The sequence below is a fragment of the Nonomuraea sp. NPDC054003 genome, assembly GCF_055585125.1.
The window spans coordinates 21651-42029 of sequence record NZ_JBVJKR010000005.1; the positions used below are offsets into that span (position 1 = coordinate 21651).

Here is a 20379-nt window from a genome sequence, read left to right on the forward strand (position 1 = left end):
ACGGCCGAGGGCCCGCATCCCGTTCCGGGGTGCGGGCCCTCGCTCGTTCCCGGCAGCTCCTCGGCCGCGCCGGTCGCTCGCCGCCAGGCCATGGCGCTGCGGGTGCCCGCGACGTGCTAGACGGGACGCGCCGGAGGCTGCCAGTCGTCGCCGGGGACGGGCGGCTCGTCGCGCTTGCGGATGAGGTAGGGCGGCAGGGCCAGCGCGTGCAGGCCGGTCTTGCGCAGGGTGCCGACCGAGTGCTCCGGCGTCTCGGTGAGCGGGTCGCCCGGCCCGTTAAGCGAGGTGTTGACGAGCACCGGGCAGCCGGTCCTCTCGTGCCAGCGGGTCAGCAGCTCGTGCAGGAACGGCGTGCGGCCCGGCTCCACCGTCTGCGGCCGGGCGGTGCCGTCCACGTGCGTGACGCAGGGCAGCTCCTCGCGGTGCTCGGGCCGCACCTCGGCCGCGTACTGCATGAACGGCGCCGGCCGGTCCACGTCGAAGATCCGCCCCGCGTGCTCGGCCAGCACCAGCGGGGCCAGCGGCCGGAACCACTCGCGGCCCTTGACCTCGACGTTGACGTAGTCGCGCAGCTCGGGCACCCGCGGGTCGCCGAGGATGCTCCGGTTGCCCAGCGCGCGCGGCCCCGACTCGGAGCGCCCCCGGTGCAGGCCCACCGTCCGGCCGCCCGCCAGCAGCTCGACGATCGCGCCCGCCAGGTCGGCGGGCCGCTCGGCCGTCAGATCCTCCGGCAGCGCCCGCACCGCCGCGTCGATCTCGGCCGGGTCGGGTTCGGGCCCGAGGAAGTCGTCGGCCCACCGGAAGCCGCTCTCGGCGCCCAGGCACTCGATCATCCCGTACAGGGCGCAGCCCACGGCGGTGCCGCCGTCGTGCGGGCTCGGCGGGATGAACACCTCGCGGAACGGCGACCCGCGGATCAGCCGGCCGTTGGCCGTGCAGTTCAGCGCCGTGCCGCCCGCGAACACCAGGTCCGCCAGGCCCGTCCGCTCGTGCAGCCAGGCCGCGAGCCGGTCGAGCGCCCGCTCGAACGCGCGCTGACCGGCGGCGGCCAGGTTGGCCGACCGCTTGAACGTGCTCGCGCCGTTGGTCACGTAGCGGAACGCCGCGCCCTGGTCGAACGTGTCCAGCCACGCCCGCGGGATGAACACCTCGTGCCCGCGCACGTCCAGCTCCGGCAGTCCGAGCGCGTCCGGGTCGCCGAACGGGGCCAGGTCCATCACCTTGCCCTCGTCGCCCCCGCCGCTCGGCCAGAGCATCCGCGTCAGCAGCGCGTAGAAGCAGCCCAGCCCCGCGGGCCTGGTCCAGTCGCCGTCCCAGAGCTGCTTGGCCAGGCATTCGACCCGGCCGCGCGCGCACCGGTAGAAGGACGACACCTCCAGCAGGTCGCCCGGCGTGCCGCGGGGCAGCTCCACCCGCTCGGTGAAGTCCCGCACCCGGCTGCCCTGCGTGTCCACGACCAGCCCCGCGGCCTCCTCGAACGGCGACGGCGGGAAGGCGCTGTAGAGGTGGCTCAGGTGGTGCGAGACGAGCACGACCGGCGTGTCCCCGGTCAGGCCGAGGGTCTCGCGCAGCTCCGCACGGTAGGCGGCCAGATTGGCGATCTCGGTGTCGGACGAGTAGCCCTCCACCACGAGGTCCACCGGCCCGGCGAGCTGGGGCAGCCGGGGCAGGTAGTGGTCCGGCAGGTCGCCGAGCCGGCCCCGGTGGTGCTCGCGGCGGGTCATCCGCTCCTTCCGCAGGCTGTGGACCGAGGTCCGGCCGCGGGCGACCGCGATCGACCCGTCCCGGGTACGGTTGACGCCGATCACGACAGGACTTCCGGTCATCTTCGAACCCCCCGAACGAGCGACGAACCAGGAGTCCCGTACCCCGATATCACGATATGTCACAGTATGGTGACACGGTGCTCATGAAGGCCCGGCCGGATCCTCTTCCGGCAGCGACCGCACCCGCTCGATGATCGCCGTCGTGGACCGGTCCGAGACGTAGTCCAGCACCCGCACCTCGCCGCCCATGGCCCGCACCAGCGGAGCCTCCTCCAGCATCTCCGGCGTGTAGTCGCCGCCCTTCACGTACAGGTCGGGGCGGACCATCCGCAGCAGCCGCTCGGGCGTGTCCTCCTCGAACGAGATCACGTAGTCGACGTAACCGAGCGCCGCCAGCACCGACATGCGGTCCTCGCACGAGTTGATGGGCCGCCCCGGCCCCTTCAGCCGCGCCGTGCTCGCGTCGCTGTTGACCGCCACCACCAGCACGTCGCCGAGCCGGGCGGCCCGTTCGAGGTACGTCACGTGCCCCCGGTGCAGCACGTCGAAGCAGCCGTTGGTGAACACGATCCGCTGCCCGCGCCGCCGGTGCTCGTCCAGCCGGGCCGCCAGCCGCTCCGGCGTCTGCGCCCGTCCGTCCTCCCGGTGCAACGCCCGCAGCAGCTCCTGCCTGGTGCAGGTGGCGGTGCCCGGCCTGCGCACCACCACCCCGGCGGCGGCCTGCGCGGCCTGCGCCGCCTGCTCCGGGGTCGCCCCGCCGGCCAGCCACAGCGCGAACGCCGCCGTGTAGGTGTCGCCCGCCCCGGTCGTCATGTGGTCCGGCGCCGGCTCGGCGTAGGTCCGGTACGGCGGCCGTCCCTCCTGGTGCAGCAGGGTGCCCTCGCCGTCCAGCGTGGTCACCACCATCCGCGCGCCCGACTCCGCCAGCAGCCGGCCGGAACGCTCGGTCAGGAAGCGCACCCGGTCGTCGTGGCCGCCGTCCTCACCCAGCAGTTGCAGGACCTCGCCGTAGTTCGGCAGCACCACCGCGGGGGCGCAGGTCCGCCACGGCGTGATCGCGTGCGCGTCCACCACCAGCAGGGGCAGCCCGGCCAGCGCCCGCCGCACCGCGTCCGTGCACCCGCCCGCCCCGTAGTCGCAGGCGATCACCACGTCTGCGCCGGGCAGCGACTCCCGCAGCTCCTCGATCACGCGGGCCTCGGCCGCGGCCGGGATCGGGTCGCGGTCCTCCTCGTCGTAGCGGGCGATGAGCTGCTCGCCGACCATGAGCCGCTGCTTGTGCGGGGTGCGCCTGCCGGGCACGGTCACCATGCGGGCGTCCACGCCCAGCAGGCTGAGCGCCGTGGCGAGCTGCTCGGCGCAGGCGTCGTCGCCGACCGGCCCGATCAGCCGCACGCGCGCGCCCAGCGCGGCCAGGTTGGCCGCCGTGTTGCCCGCCCCGCCCGGCGCGTCCTCGGTGGCCTCGACACTCACCACGGGGACCGGCGCCTCCTGGGCGATGCGCTTGACCGGCCCGCGCAGCCACGAGTCGAGCATCACATCACCGACGACCACGGCCTGGATGTCCCTATCCATAGAAGGGCGACTACCAGGAGGAACGGTTCTCAAACGGTCGCGCTGATCTCACGACCCGGCAGGTCCCCGGATGGCGGCGGCGCACCCCGTGATCCGCGCGGTTCTCCCGCTCTATACAGTCGCCCCATGACGACCGTCCGCTCCCTGATCCTGTTCGCGCTGGCCGCCGTCGCGGAGATCGGCGGGGCCTGGCTCGTGTGGCAGGGGGTGCGGGAGCAGCGCGGGCTCCTCTGGATCGCCGCCGGCGTGCTCGCGCTCGGCGCCTACGGTTTCGTCGCTGCCTTCCAGCCGGACCCGCACTTCGGGCGCATCCTCGCCGCGTACGGCGGCGTGTTCGTGGCCGGGTCGCTGCTGTGGGGAGTGCTGGTCGACGGCTTCCAGCCGGACCGCTGGGACCTCGCGGGCGCGGCGATCTGCCTGGTCGGCGTGGCGGTCATCATGTACGCGCCGCGCGCCTAGTCGCAGAGCCGGGCGTCCGGCAGAGGGCGGCCCATCACCACGTCGGCGGCCGTCGGGAAGGCGCCGACGCACTGCTCGTTGATGCGGTAGAGGCTGGACGTGCCCTGACGCTCCACCAGCACGAAGCCGACGTCGGCGAGGATCTTCAGATGGTGGGACACGGTCGACTGGCCCACCCCGGACGCCGCCACGACCTCCCCGACGCTCATCGGCCCCCGGCGCCGGGCGAGCAGCGACACGATCTGGATGCGGGTGGCGTCGGCCAGCGCCCGGAACCAGCTCGCGTACTCTTCCGCCGCTGCGCGGTCCAGCGGCTGCGTCGACTCGTTCATCGGCCACCCACGATAGCCGTCAGGCGTCCCGCCGCAGCACCACGAGCGCCACGTCGTCCTCGCGCGACCCGAAGGCGGCCAGCATCCGGTCGCAGAAATGCTCCAGGTCGTCCTCGACCGTCTCCGCCAGCTCCCTGGCCCGCTCCAGGCTGACGTCCAGCAGCACGTCGCGGTCTTCGAGCAGCCCGTCGGTGAACAGGACGATCGTGCCGCCCGGCGGGAGCATCAGGTGGTCCACCTTGTACTCCTCCTCCGCCACCCCGAGCAGCAGATTGCCCATCCCGTGGTAACGCGCCCCGTCGCCGACCAGCAGGGGAGGGATGTGACCGGCGTTGGCGAGCTGGACCTCGCCGGTGCCGGGGTGCAGCAGCAGCATGCAGACCGTGGCCGTCATGCCCGGGTGGTAACGGCGCAGGACCTTGTTCAGCAGGCTCATCGAGGCCGCCAGGTCCACCTGGTCCATCACCGCGGCGCGCAGCGCGTGCCGCAGCTCGGCCATGACGGTGGCGGCGTGCAGGGAGTGGCCCATCACGTCGCCGATCGCCACCAGCACCCGGTCGTCGGCCTCCAGCACCTCGTAGAAGTCGCCGCCGACCTCCACGCTGTCGATCGCGGGCCGGTAACGCAGCCCCACCGACAGCCCCGGCACCTCGGGCACCCGCGTCGGCAGCAGGCTGCGCTGCAGGGTGAGCGAGATCGTGTGTTCCTGGGTGTAGGCGCGCAGCGCCTCCACGGCGAGCGCCAGCTCCTGGGCGAGCTGCCGCAGCAGGTTGATCTCGTTGCCGTCGAGTATGGGATCGGCCTCCACGCCCAGGAACACCGGCGGCCTGCCCTTCTTGGTGCGGCACAGCACACCCACGACGGGCCGCGTGACCTCCGAGGCCGGCATCAGCGTGGCCCAGTCGGCGGGGGAGATGGTGACCAGCTCGGCGCCGGCGCTCGGGCCCAGGACCATCTCGCACAACCGGTCGAGCAGGTCGGGCGCGACGTCCCTGGTGACGGCGCGCTCGCCCGGCTGGCCGAGGTAGCGGCGCAGCCGCCCGTCGGCCGGCACCGCCAGCGCCCTCGCCTGGCGGCCCAGGATCGAGGCGGTGCCCTGGACGGCCACCTCCTGCAGGCGTTCGAACGAGTCGGACCGGTTGATCCGCAGCGTCACCTCGGCCAGCTCGGCCAGCCGGTCGGCCATCACCTCCGCCCGCCGCCGCGCGCGCGAGTAGCGCAGCGTCGCCTCCACGGTCGCGATGAACTCGCTCGGCTCGATCGGCTCCGCCAGGTAGGCGTCGGCCCCCCGCTCCAGACCCTCGGTACGGTCCTGCACGGTGACGGCGTTCCCCGACACCTGGATGACCGGGATGGACGCCGTCGCCGGATCCGCCTTGATGCGCTCGCACACCTCGAAGCCGCTCATGTCGGGCAGCCAGACGTCCAGGACCACCAGGTCGGGATGGTGCGCGTGCAGCACCGCCATCGCTTCCTCGCCGCCGCCCGCCTCGATCACGCTGTGACCGGCCCGGCGCAGCCAGCTGGACAGGATGTAGCGCTTGGCCGGCGTGTCGTCGACCACCAGCACGCTGGCCGGGCCGGAGTCAGGCACCGCGCCCCCTGGCCGCCTCGCGCACCGCCTCCAGCAGGTCATGACGGCGCATCCCCTGCTTCGACAGCACGGGATGGCCCTCCGCCGCCTTGCCGGGCGCCACTGTCACCACGACCACCGAGACCTCCCCCAGGTTCTCGTCCTCCGACATCCGCTGCAGGAGCGCGTTGCCGTCAAGCCTGGGCATCAGCATGTCCAGCACGAGGACGTCCGGGGGCCGCGCCGTCATCAGCTCCAGCGCCTCGATGCCGTCGGCGGCCTCCTCGATCTCGCTCGCGACCCCGTACAGCATCCTACGGGCCAGCTCGCGGAAGCCCTGGTCGTCGTCGGCGATGAGCAGCCGCCCGATCTCGGGAGGCCCGTGGCGGCGGGGGAGCCGCAGAGTGGCGGTCGTGCCGGAGCCGGGCGCGCTGGTCAGCTCCAGCTGACCGTCGAGCGCCTCGGCCAGCCTGCGCGCGTACGGCAGGCCGAGCCCGGTGCCCTTGGTCTTGACCTGCAGCGCGTTGGGCACCTGGAAGAACTCCTCGAACACGCGGCTCAGGTGTTCCTCGGAGATGCCGATGCCGGTGTCGGACACCGTGATCACCACCTGGCCGGCCTCCTCGTCGAGGTGGGCGCTCAGCCGCACCTCGCCCTCCTGGGTGTACTTCAGCGCGTTCGCCACCAGGTTGCGCAGCACCCGGGTGAGCATGCCCTCGTCGGTGTAGATCTCGCCCACCTCCGGCGCCACCTCGGTGTGCAGGGCGACGTCGCTGGTGGGCTGCATGGTGGCTCTGAGCTGGTGCACGAGCCTGACGAGGTTCACGGACCCGAGCTGGGGATGCAGCGGGCCCGACTCGGCCTTGGCCATGTCGAGCAGCTCGCCGACGAGTGCCAGCAGCGTCTCCGCCGAGCTGCCGATGAACCCGATCTGCTGCTCCTGCTCCCCGGAGAGCGGCTCGCCGCCCGGGCCGGTCAGCAGCCGCACCAGGCCGATGATGGAGTTGAGCGGGGTGCGCAGCTCGTGGCTGACCGTGGCCCAGAACCGGTTCCTGGTCTCGGCCACCTCACGCAGCTGGCTGGACTTCTCGTCCAGCTCGGCGTAGAGGGCGACCACGCCCCTGTTGGTCTCCTCCAGCTCCGTGGACAGCTCGTTGTACAGGGCCAGCACGCCCGCGTTGGTCTCCTGCAGCTCGGCGTTGAGCCGCAGCACATCCTCCAGGGTCGCGGCCAGCTCCCTGTTCTGCTGGCGCAGCTCCTCCATCGCGGTGGTGGGGGCCACGCGGGCCAGTTGCTCGCGGATCCGGGCGGCCGGCATCGAGGGCGTGCGCCCCGGCAGCCGCTTGACGATGGTGACCCGCTCGCCGTCCGTGGTGACGCTGTCCACCAGGCGGCGGGCCAGCGCCACGCCGTCCGACCCGGCCGGGTCGGCGGCCGCGGCGTGCTCGATCGTGATGAGCAGTTCGTCGGCGTGCAGAGCGAGACGCACGAGGGCGCCCGAACCGATGACCTCCCGGCCGACCTCGCTGAGCGCGGTGGCGATCCGGATCTGGTCCTGCGCGTCCATCCCGGCCAGCTCGGCGGCGGCGCGGCAGAGCCGGCGCAGCACGAACACGTCCCGGTCCTCGGCCAGGCGCATCCTGGCCAGCTCAAGCGCGGTCACGTCGCGGCCTCACGATCACTACGCAGGCGTCGTCCCGCCGGCTGCCCGCGTCGCGGAGCAGCCCGGCGGCGATCACGGCGGGGGAGCGGGAGAACAGGCCCGGCATGGTGGTGGGCGACCACCGGTCCGTGAGCCCGTCGGAGTGCAGCACGACCGTCGCGTGCTCGTCCAGTTCGTACTCGTACTGCCTGAGGCGCCGCCGCTGGTGGCCGGTGATGCCGGGCACCGACACCATGCCCTGGCGGTCGTCGGCGTGCGTGATCCAGCCGGAGATGTTGCCCAGCCCGGCGTAGCTCACCCGCGCGGGGGTGACCCGCGCGACCGCGGCCGCGCCGCCGCGGGTGTGCGCCAGCCCGTCGTGCAGGCGGCGCAGGATGGCCAGCGGCTCGTCGGCCGGCCTCTCCAGGAAGAGCTCGACCGCCTCCCGGGAGGCGTGCGCGGCGGCCGGTCCGTGGCCCAGTCCGTCGAACAGCAGGACGGTGATGTCCTGCTCGCCGGTGGACACGGCGAAGGCGTCACCCGAGACGACCTCCTCGCCGATGGGGCGGACGAGGCCGCTGGCCGGCGGCGGCTCGATCGTTCCCTTCGCGGCGAACTGGACGGCGAGCAGCGTTCCCCGGCCCGGCAGCGAGTGCACGTCGTACGAGGACGCCATGCGGGTGATGGCGCCCAGTCCGATGCCGAGCGTGCCGGAGGTCGAGTAGCCGTCGCGCAGCGCCCGCGCCACGTCCGGCATGCCCGGCCCCCGGTCCAGCGTGATCAGTTCGACCACCTGCGGCGCGACGGGGCAGGGGCGGACCAGGGCCACACCCTGCACGGCATGCTTGACCAGGTTGGAGACGGCCTCGGTGACCGCCACCGCCACCTGGCCGACGCGCTCGTCGCCGAACCCGGCCGTCTTGGCGAGGTCGACGGCCAGCCTGCGCACCGCCCCCACCGCGCTGGGCTCCTCGGCGCGGATCCAGGCGTCGTCGCGGACCTGGTCGGCTTCGATCATCCTCGGGCCCATTTCGTCACGACGATCGTGGTGCCCTCACCGGGGGCGGAGGTCAGGTCGAACTGGTCGACCAGCCGCCGCGAGCCGCCGAGGCCGAGGCCCAGCCCGGGGCCGGTGGTGTAGCCGTCGACCAGCGCCTGTTCCACGTCGGCGATGCCGGGCCCCTCGTCGCTGAAGGCCAGACGCAGCCCGCGACGCCGGCCGTCCTCGACGACCTCCACGGTGACGCGGCCCCCGCCGGCGTGCACCAGCACGTTGCGTGCCAGCTCGCTCGCCGCGGTCACCACCTTCGTCTGGTCTATCAGGGACATGCCCGCCTCGATCGCGACGGCGCGCACCTGCTGGCGGACCGCCACCACGTCGGCGTTGCTGGCGATGGGCATCCGGCCGCCGTCCGTCATCGCGTCGTGTCCCTGCCGCGGAGGTGGCCGAGCGCCGCGACGCCCTTCTCCAGGTCGAGCGCGGTGCGCACACCGCCGAGTGACAGACCGAGCTCCACCAGGGTGATGGCCACGGCCGGGCGCATGCCGACGACCACGGTGTCGGCGTCGAGCAGCCGGCACATGGCCGCGATGGTGGCGAGCATCCTGCCGATGAACGAGTCGATGATCTCGACCGCGGTGATGTCGATGACGACGCCCCGGGCGCCGGTCGCGACGACCCGTTCCGCCAGGTCCTCCTGCAGACCCAGGACGCTCTGGTCGTCGAGGTCGATCTGGATGGAGATGATCAGGATGTCGCCGAGTTTGAGGATGGGGACACGTTCCATCACGCGTCCTCCGCGCGGATCGCGATCTGCGTCCGCCGGCCCTCGCCGAACTCGATGCCGCTGCGCCGCAGCGTGTACGCGAGCGCGTCGGCCAGGGTGGCCTTGGTCACGATGTCGCCGAACTCGATGCCGAGCGTGACGATCGTGTACGCGATCTGCGGGCTGATGCCGGAGATCACGCACTCGGCGCCCATGAGCCGGGCGGCCACCACGGTCTTGAGCAGGTGCTGGGCCACCTGCGTGTCGACGGCGGGCACGCCGGTGATGTCGATGACGGCGTGCTCGGACCCGGTGTCGACCAGGGTCTGCAGCAGCTTCTCCATCACGACCTGGGTCCTGGCCGAGTCGAGGGTGCCGACCAGGGGCACGGCCACGATGCCGTCCCAGAGCTTGACCACCGGGGTGGACAGCTCCAGGAGCTGCTCGGCCTGGTCCAGGATGACCTTCTCCCTGGCGGCCGCGTACGTCTCGATGGTGTACAGGCCCAGGTCGTCGATCAGCCGCGAGAACCAGATGAACCCGCGCAGCGCCTCGGGCTCCCCGTCGGCCTCGACGACCTCGTACACCGCCTCCTTGAGGCCGAACACCGCGCGTGCGGTGTCGGAGGGGGTGTGGCCCCGGCGGACGCGGTCGCGCGAGAGCTCCGCGAGCAGGCCGCGAATGTCGGCGAGGTCACTGCCTTCCTCCGCCAAGGCGGTGCGCAGGGCCTGGTAGAGCTCCTTCAGCTCGTCTACCGGGGCCTTGGCGAGGGCGCTCCAGCGGCGCAGGATCTGCTCGTCCGAAGTGCCCAGCAGCTCCTCTATGCGTCGCCTGGCGACGTCGGCATGGACGTTCAAATGGACTCCTGATGATACGTATGACGCACTGCCGGGCAAAGATTAACGCCCGATTGGTCCGGCAGGTGAAAGATGTGTGATTTGTCCCGAACCGTGTGCTCTCACGACGATATCCGATGCCGAGCACCACACCGCGTACCGAGATATTCCCGTGGGGCGAAAGCGGAAAGCCGCTGGCCGGGCCTGGTCAGGACACCGCCGCCGTGGTACGCCGGGGCACCAGCGTGGGCGTGATCGAGATGCGCGCCGACGCCGTCCGGCCGCCGATGCGCTCCAGCAGCAGCCGGCCCGCCGTGCGGCCCATGGTGACGCCCGACTGGTCGACGCTGGTGAGCGAGATGTGCGCCAGCGCGGCCAGCCAGCTGTTGTCGTATCCGGCGACCGAGACGTCGTCCGGCACGGCGAGCCCGGCCTCGCGCAGCGCGGCGAGGGCGCCGATGGCGGCCAGGTCGGCGCCCGCGAAGATCGCCGTCGGCGGCTCCGGCCGGCTCAGCAGCTCGCCGACGCCCTTGTGGCCGCCTTCCTCGGTGTACGTGGTCCACGCGATGTCGGCGTGCTCGCCCAGGCCCAGCCGGACCATGGCCCGCTCGTACGCCCGGGCGCGGATGGCCTGCAGCAGGGTGGCGGGCTCGCCCCGGCTGGAGTCGCGGTGGGCGATGTGCGCGATGCGGCGGTGGCCCAGGCCGGCCAGGTGCTCGACCACGAGCTCGGCGCCCACCTCGTCGTCGTCGAAGACGGCGTCGTAGCGGGGGGAGCGGTCGTGGCGGCCGAGCACCACGACCGGCACCGTGGCGGCGATCGCCTCCAGGTCGGACTGCGGGCTGAGGGGGGCGACCAGCACGATCCCGCCCACCGACTGGTCGATGAGCGCGTGGATGGCCCGCGACTCGCTCGCCGGGCCGCGGCCCCCCTGGCTGATCACGACCTCGTACCCGGTGCCGGCGATCTCCTCGACGACGCCGTCGACCAGGTCGGGGAAGAACGGGTTGCGCAGGTCGGGCAGGAGCACGCCGAGAGTGGAGGTGTGGCCGCGCAGCGCGCGGGCCGCCACGTGCGGCCGGTAGCCCAGCTCGTCGATGGCCGCCAGCACCCGGGCGCGCATGGAGGGGCTGACCCCGTAGGCGTCGCGGAGCACCTTGGACACCGCCGACCTGGACACCTGGGCGTGCAGCGCCACGTCCGCGATGGTCACCCTGGTCATCCGGCCTCCCCGTAGAACGAACCACACCAGACGTGCCGTCGAGCCTCTTGACGCCCCTCCGGAGCGGAGGATAGCAATGGAGAACGTTCTACATCCCGTCTCGGAGCACCTGGATTCCCTCGACACCGCCCGCTTTCACGACATAACCGGAAAGCGGCCTTTCCGCATGCCATAAATTTCCGGAAATATCGCCGATGAGTAATCGTTATCCGGGCAAAGTCTTGACGCTACCGAATCGCAAAGTTTAAGTTAGCGGCGATTGGGGGGTTTGAAACGATTTAATGGTCCACGCGAAATTCCTGGAGGGCGTCATGAAGGCCGCTTGCCTCAGAGTCGCAGCCGCCGCCACCGCCGTGGTCACGTCACTGACCTCATGCGGGTCGTCCGAGCCGACCTCGGCCGACGGGACCGTCACGCTCAAGCTGCTCATCGACAACGCCGAGGCCACCGTGGCCGCCGCAGAATCCGTGGTGCGGGCGTTCGAGGCCGCCGAGCCCACTGTCGAAATCGACACCGAGACCCGTCCCGGCGGCGCCGAAGGCGACAACATCGTCAAAACCCGGCTCTCCACCGGCGAAATGGCCGACGTTTTCTGGTACAACTCGGGCTCGCTCATCCAGGCGCTCAACCCGAGCCAGACGCTCGTCGACCTCACCGGCGACCCCGTCCTCGCGAACGTGCAGGAGTCCTACCTGCCGGTGGTGTCCCACCAGGACAAGGTGTACGGGGTCCCGGCCGGCACCGCGGCCGGCGGCGGCATCCTCTACAACCGCAAGGTCTACGCCGACCTCGGCCTGGAGACGCCCAGGTCCTGGGCCGAGTTCATGGCCAACAACGACAAGGTCAAGGCCGCCGGCCTGGCGCCGGTCATCTCCACCTTCAAGGAGACCTGGACCTCGCAGCTGTTCGTGCTCGGCGACTTCTACAACGTCCAGGCCGCCGTGCCCGCCTTCGCCGCCGGCTACACCGCCAACAAGGCCAAGTACGCCACCACCCCGGCCGCGCTGTCGGGGTTCCGGAAGCTCGCCGAGGTGCACGCCGCCGGCCTGCTGAACGACGGGTTCGGCTCGGCCACCCTGGACAACGGGCTGAAGCTGCTGGCCGAGGGCAAGGGCGCGCACTACCCGATGCTCACCGGCGTGATGCCGGCCCTCATCGAGCAGTACCCGTCCGTCAAGACCGACATCGGCTTCTTCGGCATCCCCGGCGACGACCCGGGCACCCACGGCGCCACCGTCTGGGAGCCCGCCGGCGCCTACATCCCCGCCTCCAGCGAGCACGTCGACGCGGCCAAGAAGTTCCTCGCCTTCATCGCCTCACCGGCCGGCGCCCAGGCGTTCTCCGAGGGCGTCGCCCCGACGGGACCGTACCGGATCAAGGGCGCCGAGCTGCCCGAGGACGTCATCCAGGTGGCCAAGGACCTCAGCGCCTACATCGAGAGCGGCGCCTCCGCGCCCGCGCTGGAGTTCGTCTCGCCGGTGAAGGGCCCGTCGCTGGAGCAGATCACCGTCGCCGTCGGCTCCGGGCTCACCACGCCGGCGGAAGGCGCGGCCCAGTACGACAAGGACGTGGAGAAGCAGGCCAGGCAACTGGGGCTGGCCGGATGGTGACCTCGGCCCGGCCTCGCCGGGCGGCCGCTCCGGAGAGCGGCCGCCGCCCGGCCCGGCCCAAGGCCCGCGCGGTCTACCCGTACGCGTTCTACCTGCCGGCCGGGATCGTCTACACCGTCATCTTCCTCGTGCCGACGGTGATGGCCTTCTACTTCGCGCTCACCCGGTGGACGCTGTTCGACAGCACGTTCGTCGGCCTGGACAACTTCCGCGACTTCTTCGCCGAGCAGAACCTGCGCGTCGGCTTCCGGAACACGATCGTCTACGCGGTCGTCACCAGCGGGCTGAAGGTGGTGCTCGGCCTGCTGCTGGGCGTGCTGCTCACCTCGAACCTGCGGCTGCGCGGCTTCCTGCGCTCGGTCGTGTTCTTCCCCGTGCTGGTCAGCACCGTCGCGGTCGGCATCACCTTCAGCGTCCTGCTCAAACCCGACACCGGCCTGGTCGACAAGGCGCTGGGCGTCTTCGGGATCTCCGGCCCCGACTGGCTCGGCGACGCCACGACCGCGCTGCTGTCGGTCGCGCTGGTCGACGTCTGGAAGGGCGTGGGCCTGGCCACCGTCATCTACATCGCCGGGATCATGTCGATCCCGCGCGACTACTACCAGGCGGTCGAGGTCGACGGGGGCGGCGCCTGGCACCGGTTCCGGCACGTGACGCTGCCGCTGTCCTGGCCCGCCACCTACTCGGTGATCATCCTGTCGTTCATCGGCGGCCTGCGCACCTTCGACCTCATCTGGACCATGACCCGGGGCGGTCCCGGCTTCACCAGCGACGTCATCGCCTCGATCATCTACAAGCAGTATCAGGCGGGCTTCTACGGCCTGGCCACGGCCGGGAACGTGATCCTGTTCCTCGCCGTCACCGCGATCGTGGTCCCGCTCGTCCGCCTGCTCGACCGCCGGGAGATCCACTCGTGAGGACAACCGTGCGCAGGATCGGCGCCGAGACGCTCGCGCTGGCGGTGGCCGCCGCCGTCTTCCTGGTGCCCTTCTCGTTCATGCTGCTCACCGCGGTCAAGGACGAGAAGCAGGCCGCCGACCTGGACTTCGCCTGGCCGACGAGCTGGCCCGTGGTGCGGAACCTGGTGGAGGTGATCTCCGCCCGCGACTACCTGCTGCTGACCGCGTACGTGAACAGCACCATCCTCACGGTCACCTCGGTCGCGCTGCTCGTGGTGTTCGCCTCCATGGCGGCGTTCGTGCTGCAGCGGCGGCCCGGCCGGGTGGCCGGCGTGGTCAACCTGCTCGTGCTGTCCGGGCTGATCATCCCGCCGGCCGTGGTGCCGACCATCTGGGTGCTGCAGGGCATCGGGCTGTTCAAGACGCTGCCGGGGCTCATCCTGGTCGAGGTCGCCTACAGCCTGTCGTTCGCGATGCTGCTCTACCGGGCGTTCATCGCCGCCATCCCGCGCGAGCTGGACGAGGCCGCCATGATCGACGGCTGCACCGGGATGGCGCTGTTCTTCCGGGTGATCTTCCCGTTGATGCGGCCGGTGACCATCACCGTGATCCTCACCACGTCCGTCGCCGTCTTCAACGACTTCGTCAACCCGCTCTACTTCCTGCCCGGCGACGAGAACGCCACCGTCCAGCTCACCCTCTACAACTTCCAGAGCCAGTACAGCACCCAGTGGAACCTGCTGTTCATGGACATCGTCCTGATCACGATCCCGCCGCTGCTGGCCTTCGTCTTCTTCAACCGCAAGATCGTGGCCGGCATGACCGCCGGCGCGATCAAGGGCTGACCCACTCGCACGAGGAGCACCATGACCCGAGCGTCCGGCATCACCGTCGACGCCCCCCGTTTCGAGCACCACCGCTTCGACCCGCACCGGCCGCCCCTCGGCATCGGTGCGTCCAGGCCACGCCTGACCTGGACCGTCACCGCCGCACCACCGTCCTGGACGCAGGACGCGTACGAGATCGAGATCCGCACCGGCGGCGGCACCGCCAGCCACCTGGTGCGCTCGGCCGAGTCCCGGCTGGTGCCGTGGCCCGGCGAGCCGCTCGGCTCCGCCGAACGCTGCGCCGTCCGCGTCCGGGTGCACGGCGGCGGCCGAGCCGGCGACTGGAGCCCCTGGTCGGAGGCGGAGACCGGGCTGCTGACGGCGGACCGCTGGCAGGCCGCGGCCGCCGCGCCGCCGACGTCGCTCACCGGCCCGCCCGACGGCCCGGCGCCGCTGCTGCGCCGCGGCTTCGACCTGCGCGAGCGGCCCGTGCGGGCCCGCCTGTACGTGACCGCGCACGGCCTGTACGAGGTCGAGATCAACGGCCAGGTCGTCGGCGACGACGTGCTCGCGCCCGGCTGGACCAGCTACGGCCACCGGCTCCGCTACCGCACCCACGACGTCACCGCCCTGCTGCGGCCCGGCCCCAACGCGATCGGCGCGATGCTCGCCGACGGCTGGTACCGGGGCCGCGTCGGCTTCCTGGACGGCAGCACCGCCACGTACGGGACGCGCACCGCGCTGATCGCCCAGCTCGAACTCGTCTACGCCGACGGCGGCACCGAGACGCTCGTCACCGACGGCTCGTGGCGCGCCGCCCCCGGCCCGATCACCGCGACCGGCCTGTACGACGGCGAGAAGCACGACGCCCGGCTGCTGCCCGGCGGCTGGTCGTCGCCCGGGTTCGACGACTCCGGCTGGCTGCCCGCGGACGTGCTCGACCACGATCCCGCCCTGCTGGTGGCCCCCGACGGCCCGCCGGTGCGCCGGGTGGAGACGCTCGCCCCCGTCGCCACCCTGACCGGGCCGTCCGGCGAGACCATCCTCGACTTCGGCCAGAACATCTCGGGCCGGCTGCGCATCCGCGTGCAGGGTCCCGCCGGGCACACCGTCTCCCTGCGCCACGCCGAGGTCCTGGAGGACGGCGCGCCCGCCGTGCGCCCGCTGCGCGGCGCGGCCGCGCACGACACCTACACCCTGCGCGGCGGCGGGGCCGAGGAGTGGGAGCCGCGCTTCACCATCCACGGCTTCCGCTACGCCGAGGTGACCGGCTGGCCGGGGGAGATCCCGCCGGACGGCGTGGTCGCCGTCGTCTGCCACACCGACATGCGCCGCACCGGCTGGTTCGGCTGCTCGGACCCGCTGCTGGAGCGGCTGCACGAGAACGTGGTGTGGAGCATGCGCGGCAACTTCGTCGACATCCCCACCGACTGCCCGCAGCGCGACGAGCGGCTCGGCTGGACCGGCGACATCCAGGTGTTCGCCCCGGCCGCGGCGTTCCTGTACGACTGCGCGGGCCCGCTCGCCTCCTGGCTGCGCGACCTCGCCGCCGAGCAGGCCGAGCTGGGCACGGTCCCGCCCTACGTGCCGTGGGTGCAGGTGCAGTTCCCGCCGCTGCCGGCCGCCGCCTGGGGAGACGCGGCGGTCCTCGTGCCGTGGGTGCTGTACGAGCGCACCGGCGACCTGGAGCTGCTGCGGCGGCAGTATCCGAGCATGCGGGCCTGGGTGGACCAGGTCGCCGAACTGGCGGGGCCGGACCGGGTGTGGTCCGACGGGTTCCAGTTCGGCGACTGGCTCGACCCGTCCGCCCCGCCGGACGCGCCCGCCGACGGGCGCACCGACCCTTATCTGATCGCCACCGCCTACCACTTCTCCACCGCCTCCATCCTGGGACGGGTGGCCGGGCTGCTCGGCCACGACGACGACGCGGCCCGTCACGCCGCTCTGGCGGGGGAGGTGCGGGAGGCGTTCCGGCGGGAGTACGTCACGCCGTCGGGACGGCTGGTCGGCGACAGCCAGACGGCCTACGCGGTCGCCCTCCGCTTCGGACTGCTCGACGACGGCGGCGAGCGGGAGAGGGCCGGGCGGCGGCTGGCGGAGCTGGTCGCCAGGGACGGGTACCGGATCGGCACCGGCTTCGTCGGCACCCCGCTGGTCTGCGACGCCCTCGCGGAGACGGGCTCCCACGACGCGGCCTACCACCTGCTGACGCAGCGGGAGTGCCCGTCGTGGCTCTACCCGGTGACGATGGGGGCGACCACGATCTGGGAGAGGTGGGACAGCCTCCTGCCCGACGGGTCGGTCAACCCGGGGGAGATGACCTCGTTCAACCACTACGCGCTGGGGGCGGTGGCCGACTACCTGCACCGCGTGGTGGCCGGGCTGGCCCCGGCGGCGCCCGGCTACCGCCGCCTGCGGGTCGCGCCGCGGCCGGGCGGCGGCCTCACCCACGCCTCCGCCGCGCACGACACCCCGTACGGGCGGGCGGCGGTGTCGTGGCGGCGGGCGGGCACGGAGCTGACGGTCGAGGTGACGGTGCCGCCCGGCACGACGGCCGAGGTCGATCTGCCGGGTCGGGCCCCGGTGCAGGCCGGGCCCGGTGAGCACGTCTTCACCTGTGACCACCGCGCGGCGGATGACGACCCGCCGATCCCGGCCACGGCGGGCCCGTTCCCGCTCCCCGAACCCGTCGCGACGTCGTAGGTCACGAACGGGCGGGGCGCCACGGGCGTGGTGTCCCGCCCCTTCCTCGCTCCGTCAGGTGAAGGGCCTGGCCACCTCGTCCAGGATCTCCTCGCCGACCTCCAGCAGGGACCGGGCCTCCTCCTCCTCGATCCACTGGAAGGTCGCCAGGCGCAGCGCCCCGAGGAAGGCCGCCGCCATCACCCGCGGCCGTGCCGGGGCGCGCCGGTCGGCGATGGCCTGCGCCAGCTCGCGTTCGAGTGCGGCGTGGTTGGCGAGCTGGCGTGCCAGCAGCGCCGGATGCTTCTTGGCCAGCCGGGTGCGGATCGCCCACTCGCGGTCGGGGGTGCCGACCTCCTCGTACAGATCCAGGATCGTGGCCCGCATGGCCTGCCACGCGCTGTGGCCGGGAGGCTGCTCCTGCACCAGCGCCACCAGCCGGCGGAAGCGTTCCTCCTCCCCGTACAGGAGGGCGTCTTCCTTGCCGGCGAAGTAGTTGGAGAAGGTGCGGCGGGAGATGTTGGCGGCGTCGGCGATGGCCTCGACCGTCACGCCGTCGAAGCCGTGCTCGACGACGAGCCGCAGCGCCGCCTCGTGCACGGCCTGCCGGGTCTCGGCCTTCTTGCGCTCGCGCAGTCCCAGCGTCGTGGTGTCCATCTTGCGGTCACTCTACCCGCCGGGAATAGATGCGCAATGCGCAAACTTTCTCAATGGGAAGTAGAGTATCCGGTCGTCACCCCGAGATCCGAAACGGAGGTCGCGCGTGAGCGCACCCATGACAGCACCTGCCGAGCCGATGACGCATCGGCAGGTGCTGAAAGCCCTCAGCGGGTTGCTGCTGGTCCTGTTCGTCGCCATGATCAGCGGCACGATCGTGTCGGTCGCGCTGCCCCAGATCATCGGCGCGCTGAAGGGCACCCAGTCGCAGTACACCTGGGTCGTCACCGCCTCCCTGCTGGCCGCCACCGCGTCGACGCCCATCTGGGGCCGGCTGGCCGACCTCTTCAGCAAGAAACTGCTGCTCCAGATCTCCATCGTGATCTTCATGGTGACCTCGCTGGCCTGCGGGTTCGCCCAGAACACCGAGCAGCTCATCGCCTTCCGGGCGCTGCAGGGGCTCGGCATGGGCGCGCTGCAGATCCTGGTCCAGGTCGTGATCGCCGCGATGATCAGCCCCAAGGAGCGCGGCCGCTACAACGGCTACCTCGGCGCCGTCATGGCCGTGGCCACCGTCGGCGGGCCGCTGCTCGGCGGGCTCATCGCCGACACCTCGTGGCTGGGCTGGCGCTGGTGCTTCTTCATCGCCGTGCCCTTCACCGTCGTCGCCCTGGGCCTGCTCCACAAGACGCTGCACGTCGCCACCGTCCGCCAGGACAACGTCAAGATCGACTACGCCGGGGCGACCCTCATCGCGGCCGGCGTGAGCGTGCTGCTCATCTGGATCACGTTCGTCGGCAACTCCTTCGACTGGCTGTCGTGGCAGACCGCGGCCATGGCCGGCGGCGGCGCCGTCCTCCTGGCGCTGGCCACCTGGGTGGAGACCAGGGCCGCCCAGCCGGTGGTGCCGCTGCACGTCATCCGCCGCCGCACCCCCGCCCTGGCCATCGTGGCCAGCCTCGCGGTCGGCATGGCCATGTTCGGCGGCTCGGTCTTCCTGGGCCAGTACTTCCAGATCGGCCGCGGCTACACCCCGACCGAGGCGGGCCTGCTCACCATCCCGATGATGGCGGGCGTGCTGGTCTCCTCCACGATCAGCGGCCGCATGGTCTCCAGGAGCGGCAAGATCAAGCCGTACATCGTGACCGGCTCGATCGTGCTCACCCTGGGCTTCCTGGTGCTGTCGACGATGGACCACCAGACCTCGCTGTACCTCATCGGCGCCGCCATGGTGCTGGTCGGCGTGGGCGTCGGCATGTCGATGCAGAACCTGGTGCTGGCCATCCAGAACACCGTCCCGCTGCGCGAACTCGGCGCGGCCAGCGGCGCCATCACGTTCTTCCGCTCGCTCGGCGGCACCATCGGCGTCTCGGTCCTCGGCGCCGTCCTCGCCAACCAGGTCGCCACCAGCATCAGCCAGGGTCTGGCCAAGGCCGGCATCCCGGCCTCGGCCAGCGGCGGCGCGGCCACCCTCGACATCGCCGCCCTGCCGGAGCCGATCAAGACGATCGTCCGATCCGCGTACGGGGACGCGACCGGTCACATCTTCCTCATCTCGGCGGGGCTCTCGGTCGTGGGCGTCATCGCCACCCTCTTCTTCAAGTCCGTCACCCTCCGCGACACCCTGGACCTCCCGGACCCCAAGCAGGCGGACGAGCACCCGGTCCCGGCCTCCTGACACCGGCCCCTTCCCGTGCCGAGCCGCCAGGATGAATCCGTGACTCCTGATCATCGGGTGACCCGGGTCGAGAAGATGCTCGACGGCGGTACGGGGTTCAGCGCCGCCTGGACGGCCGTGGGGGACAAGGTCACCGTTCCCGTGGCGTCGCGGCCCGTCCCAGACTCCAGGCTCCTGTCCTCGATCGGGCGCGGCCTGCGTGCGTGCGGCCAGACCCGCGTCCTCGCCGCGCCGCTCGGTGCACGGCGAGTCGAGACGATCCTGGTGGGCGATGGCGCCCTCGCGCTCCCGGGTTCGTGGGCCGGCTCCGACGTCGTCATGACTTTGCCCGACATGTCGGGAGCGGTTTTCATGACCATGCGGCAGTACGCCCTCGTCTCCGGCCCTCGTGCGTTCGTCGCGGCCTGCCTCGCTTGCGGGACCGAACAGGCGAAGGCGGATTTCGCGCGGCTCGCGCGGCGGCTCGCCACGACGAATCCCTTCCTGCTGGAGGTCGCGGCGGCTCATCCGCCCCGATGGCCCTCCTGGCGGACGCCGGCGGAGGTGCCACCGGAGTCGGTCACCCGGAGGAAACTCTCGCTGATCGACGGGTTCGTGGCGGGCCGTCTCGACGTCGAGCGGTTCCGCCACGCTTGGGTGGCGGCGAGAAGGGAAGCCATGGCGGCGGGGGAGCGGGCGCACGGCGATCTCGGCCGGCTTCTCGACGAGGCGTTCCACGAGATCGACGACTACGACGTGTACTCCGACGAGCGGGAGTTCACGCGGAGGATGACCGTGCTGCACGCCCGGCTCCACCGCATGTCGCGCAGGCAGGAACCCCGCTGACAGTCGGGTTCGCCCACTCCACCCGCGCGG

At 72.0% G+C, this 20379-nt stretch carries 18 protein-coding genes; 7 read left to right on the plus strand and 11 right to left on the minus strand.

What is annotated here, in order from left to right; all coding sequences use genetic code 11:
* Nucleotides 1-116: 116 nt before the first annotated feature.
* Together ACZ6YG_RS13830 and rfaE2 are read right to left on the minus strand one after the other, a co-directional pair.
* Nucleotides 117-1826 carry a carbamoyltransferase C-terminal domain-containing protein gene (locus tag ACZ6YG_RS13830; protein ID WP_466018180.1) on the minus strand — a complete coding sequence of 570 codons (1710 nt, stop codon included), beginning with the start codon at nt 1824-1826 and terminating at the stop codon, nt 117-119.
* Between the two features lie 81 nt (nt 1827-1907).
* Nucleotides 1908-3341: a D-glycero-beta-D-manno-heptose 1-phosphate adenylyltransferase gene (gene rfaE2 / locus ACZ6YG_RS13835; RefSeq protein WP_466018181.1), complete on the minus strand. Its 1434-nt coding sequence runs from the start codon at nt 3339-3341 to the stop codon at nt 1908-1910.
* A 126-nt stretch (nt 3342-3467) separates the two neighbouring features.
* Between rfaE2 and ACZ6YG_RS13840 the strand changes: the two genes are divergently transcribed.
* Nucleotides 3468-3800 carry a YnfA family protein gene (locus tag ACZ6YG_RS13840; RefSeq protein WP_466018182.1) on the plus strand — a complete coding sequence of 111 codons (333 nt, stop codon included), beginning with the start codon at nt 3468-3470 and terminating at the stop codon, nt 3798-3800.
* Here ACZ6YG_RS13840 and ACZ6YG_RS13845 read toward each other — a convergent pair.
* The 8 genes from ACZ6YG_RS13845 to ACZ6YG_RS13880 all read right to left on the minus strand — a co-directional run bounded on the left by ACZ6YG_RS13845 (nt 3797) and on the right by ACZ6YG_RS13880 (nt 11171).
* Complete coding sequence (locus ACZ6YG_RS13845; RefSeq protein ID WP_148031347.1) at nt 3797-4132, minus strand: ArsR/SmtB family transcription factor; 336 nt, start codon at nt 4130-4132, stop codon at nt 3797-3799. The two genes, ACZ6YG_RS13840 and ACZ6YG_RS13845, sit on opposite strands and share 4 nt — an antisense overlap.
* Nucleotides 4133-4151: 19 nt before the next feature.
* Nucleotides 4152-5726 carry a SpoIIE family protein phosphatase gene (locus tag ACZ6YG_RS13850; protein WP_466018183.1) on the minus strand — a complete coding sequence of 525 codons (1575 nt, stop codon included), beginning with the start codon at nt 5724-5726 and terminating at the stop codon, nt 4152-4154.
* On the minus strand, nt 5719-7368 hold the full coding sequence (locus ACZ6YG_RS13855) for an ATP-binding protein (protein ID WP_466018184.1): 1650 nt from the start codon (nt 7366-7368) through the stop codon (nt 5719-5721). The genes ACZ6YG_RS13850 and ACZ6YG_RS13855 overlap by 8 nt, the downstream gene beginning before the upstream one ends.
* Nucleotides 7355-8365, minus strand: coding sequence for an ATP-binding SpoIIE family protein phosphatase (locus tag ACZ6YG_RS13860; RefSeq protein ID WP_271279553.1), 1011 nt, complete (start codon nt 8363-8365; stop codon nt 7355-7357). Before ACZ6YG_RS13860 ends, ACZ6YG_RS13855 begins: the two co-directional genes overlap by 14 nt.
* A complete protein-coding gene (locus ACZ6YG_RS13865) occupies nt 8362-8766 on the minus strand; it encodes an anti-sigma regulatory factor (protein ID WP_148031351.1) in 405 nt (134 codons plus the stop codon). Before ACZ6YG_RS13865 ends, ACZ6YG_RS13860 begins: the two co-directional genes overlap by 4 nt.
* On the minus strand, nt 8763-9134 hold the full coding sequence (locus ACZ6YG_RS13870; protein WP_364230617.1) for an STAS domain-containing protein: 372 nt from the start codon (nt 9132-9134) through the stop codon (nt 8763-8765). Before ACZ6YG_RS13870 ends, ACZ6YG_RS13865 begins: the two co-directional genes overlap by 4 nt.
* The gene (locus ACZ6YG_RS13875; RefSeq protein WP_364230619.1) at nt 9134-9970 is read right to left on the minus strand and encodes an STAS domain-containing protein; all 837 of its coding nucleotides are present in this window, start codon (nt 9968-9970) and stop codon (nt 9134-9136) included. The genes ACZ6YG_RS13870 and ACZ6YG_RS13875 overlap by 1 nt, the downstream gene beginning before the upstream one ends.
* A gap of 187 nt (nt 9971-10157) precedes the next feature.
* The gene (locus ACZ6YG_RS13880; RefSeq protein ID WP_148031354.1) at nt 10158-11171 is read right to left on the minus strand and encodes a LacI family DNA-binding transcriptional regulator; all 1014 of its coding nucleotides are present in this window, start codon (nt 11169-11171) and stop codon (nt 10158-10160) included.
* Nucleotides 11172-11482: 311 nt separating this feature from the next.
* On the opposite strand from ACZ6YG_RS13880, the gene ACZ6YG_RS13885 reads away from it, so the two are divergent.
* From ACZ6YG_RS13885 to ACZ6YG_RS13900, 4 genes are read left to right on the plus strand one after another with little or no spacing between them, the layout of a single operon-like run.
* Nucleotides 11483-12781: an ABC transporter substrate-binding protein gene (locus ACZ6YG_RS13885; RefSeq protein WP_271279549.1), complete on the plus strand. Its 1299-nt coding sequence runs from the start codon at nt 11483-11485 to the stop codon at nt 12779-12781.
* Entirely contained in the window at nt 12775-13698 is a 924-nt protein-coding gene (locus ACZ6YG_RS13890) for a carbohydrate ABC transporter permease (protein WP_466018185.1), read from the plus strand. The genes ACZ6YG_RS13885 and ACZ6YG_RS13890 overlap by 7 nt, the downstream gene beginning before the upstream one ends.
* A complete protein-coding gene (locus ACZ6YG_RS13895; RefSeq protein ID WP_219545774.1) occupies nt 13695-14525 on the plus strand; it encodes a carbohydrate ABC transporter permease in 831 nt (276 codons plus the stop codon). The genes ACZ6YG_RS13890 and ACZ6YG_RS13895 overlap by 4 nt, the downstream gene beginning before the upstream one ends.
* A gap of 21 nt (nt 14526-14546) precedes the next feature.
* The gene (locus ACZ6YG_RS13900; protein WP_466018186.1) at nt 14547-17210 is read left to right on the plus strand and encodes a family 78 glycoside hydrolase catalytic domain; all 2664 of its coding nucleotides are present in this window, start codon (nt 14547-14549) and stop codon (nt 17208-17210) included.
* Between the two features lie 54 nt (nt 17211-17264).
* Here ACZ6YG_RS13900 and ACZ6YG_RS13905 read toward each other — a convergent pair whose 3' ends face one another.
* Nucleotides 17265-17846, minus strand: a complete 582-nt coding sequence (locus tag ACZ6YG_RS13905; protein ID WP_219545772.1) for a TetR family transcriptional regulator — start codon at nt 17844-17846, stop codon at nt 17265-17267.
* A gap of 118 nt (nt 17847-17964) precedes the next feature.
* Between ACZ6YG_RS13905 and ACZ6YG_RS13910 the strand changes: the two genes are divergently transcribed.
* Together ACZ6YG_RS13910 and ACZ6YG_RS13915 are read left to right on the plus strand one after the other, a co-directional pair.
* Nucleotides 17965-19524, plus strand: coding sequence for an MDR family MFS transporter (locus ACZ6YG_RS13910; RefSeq protein WP_397199057.1), 1560 nt, complete (start codon nt 17965-17967; stop codon nt 19522-19524).
* A 39-nt stretch (nt 19525-19563) separates the two neighbouring features.
* On the plus strand, nt 19564-20349 hold the full coding sequence (locus tag ACZ6YG_RS13915) for a hypothetical protein (protein ID WP_466018187.1): 786 nt from the start codon (nt 19564-19566) through the stop codon (nt 20347-20349).
* Nucleotides 20350-20379: the final 30 nt, after the last annotated feature.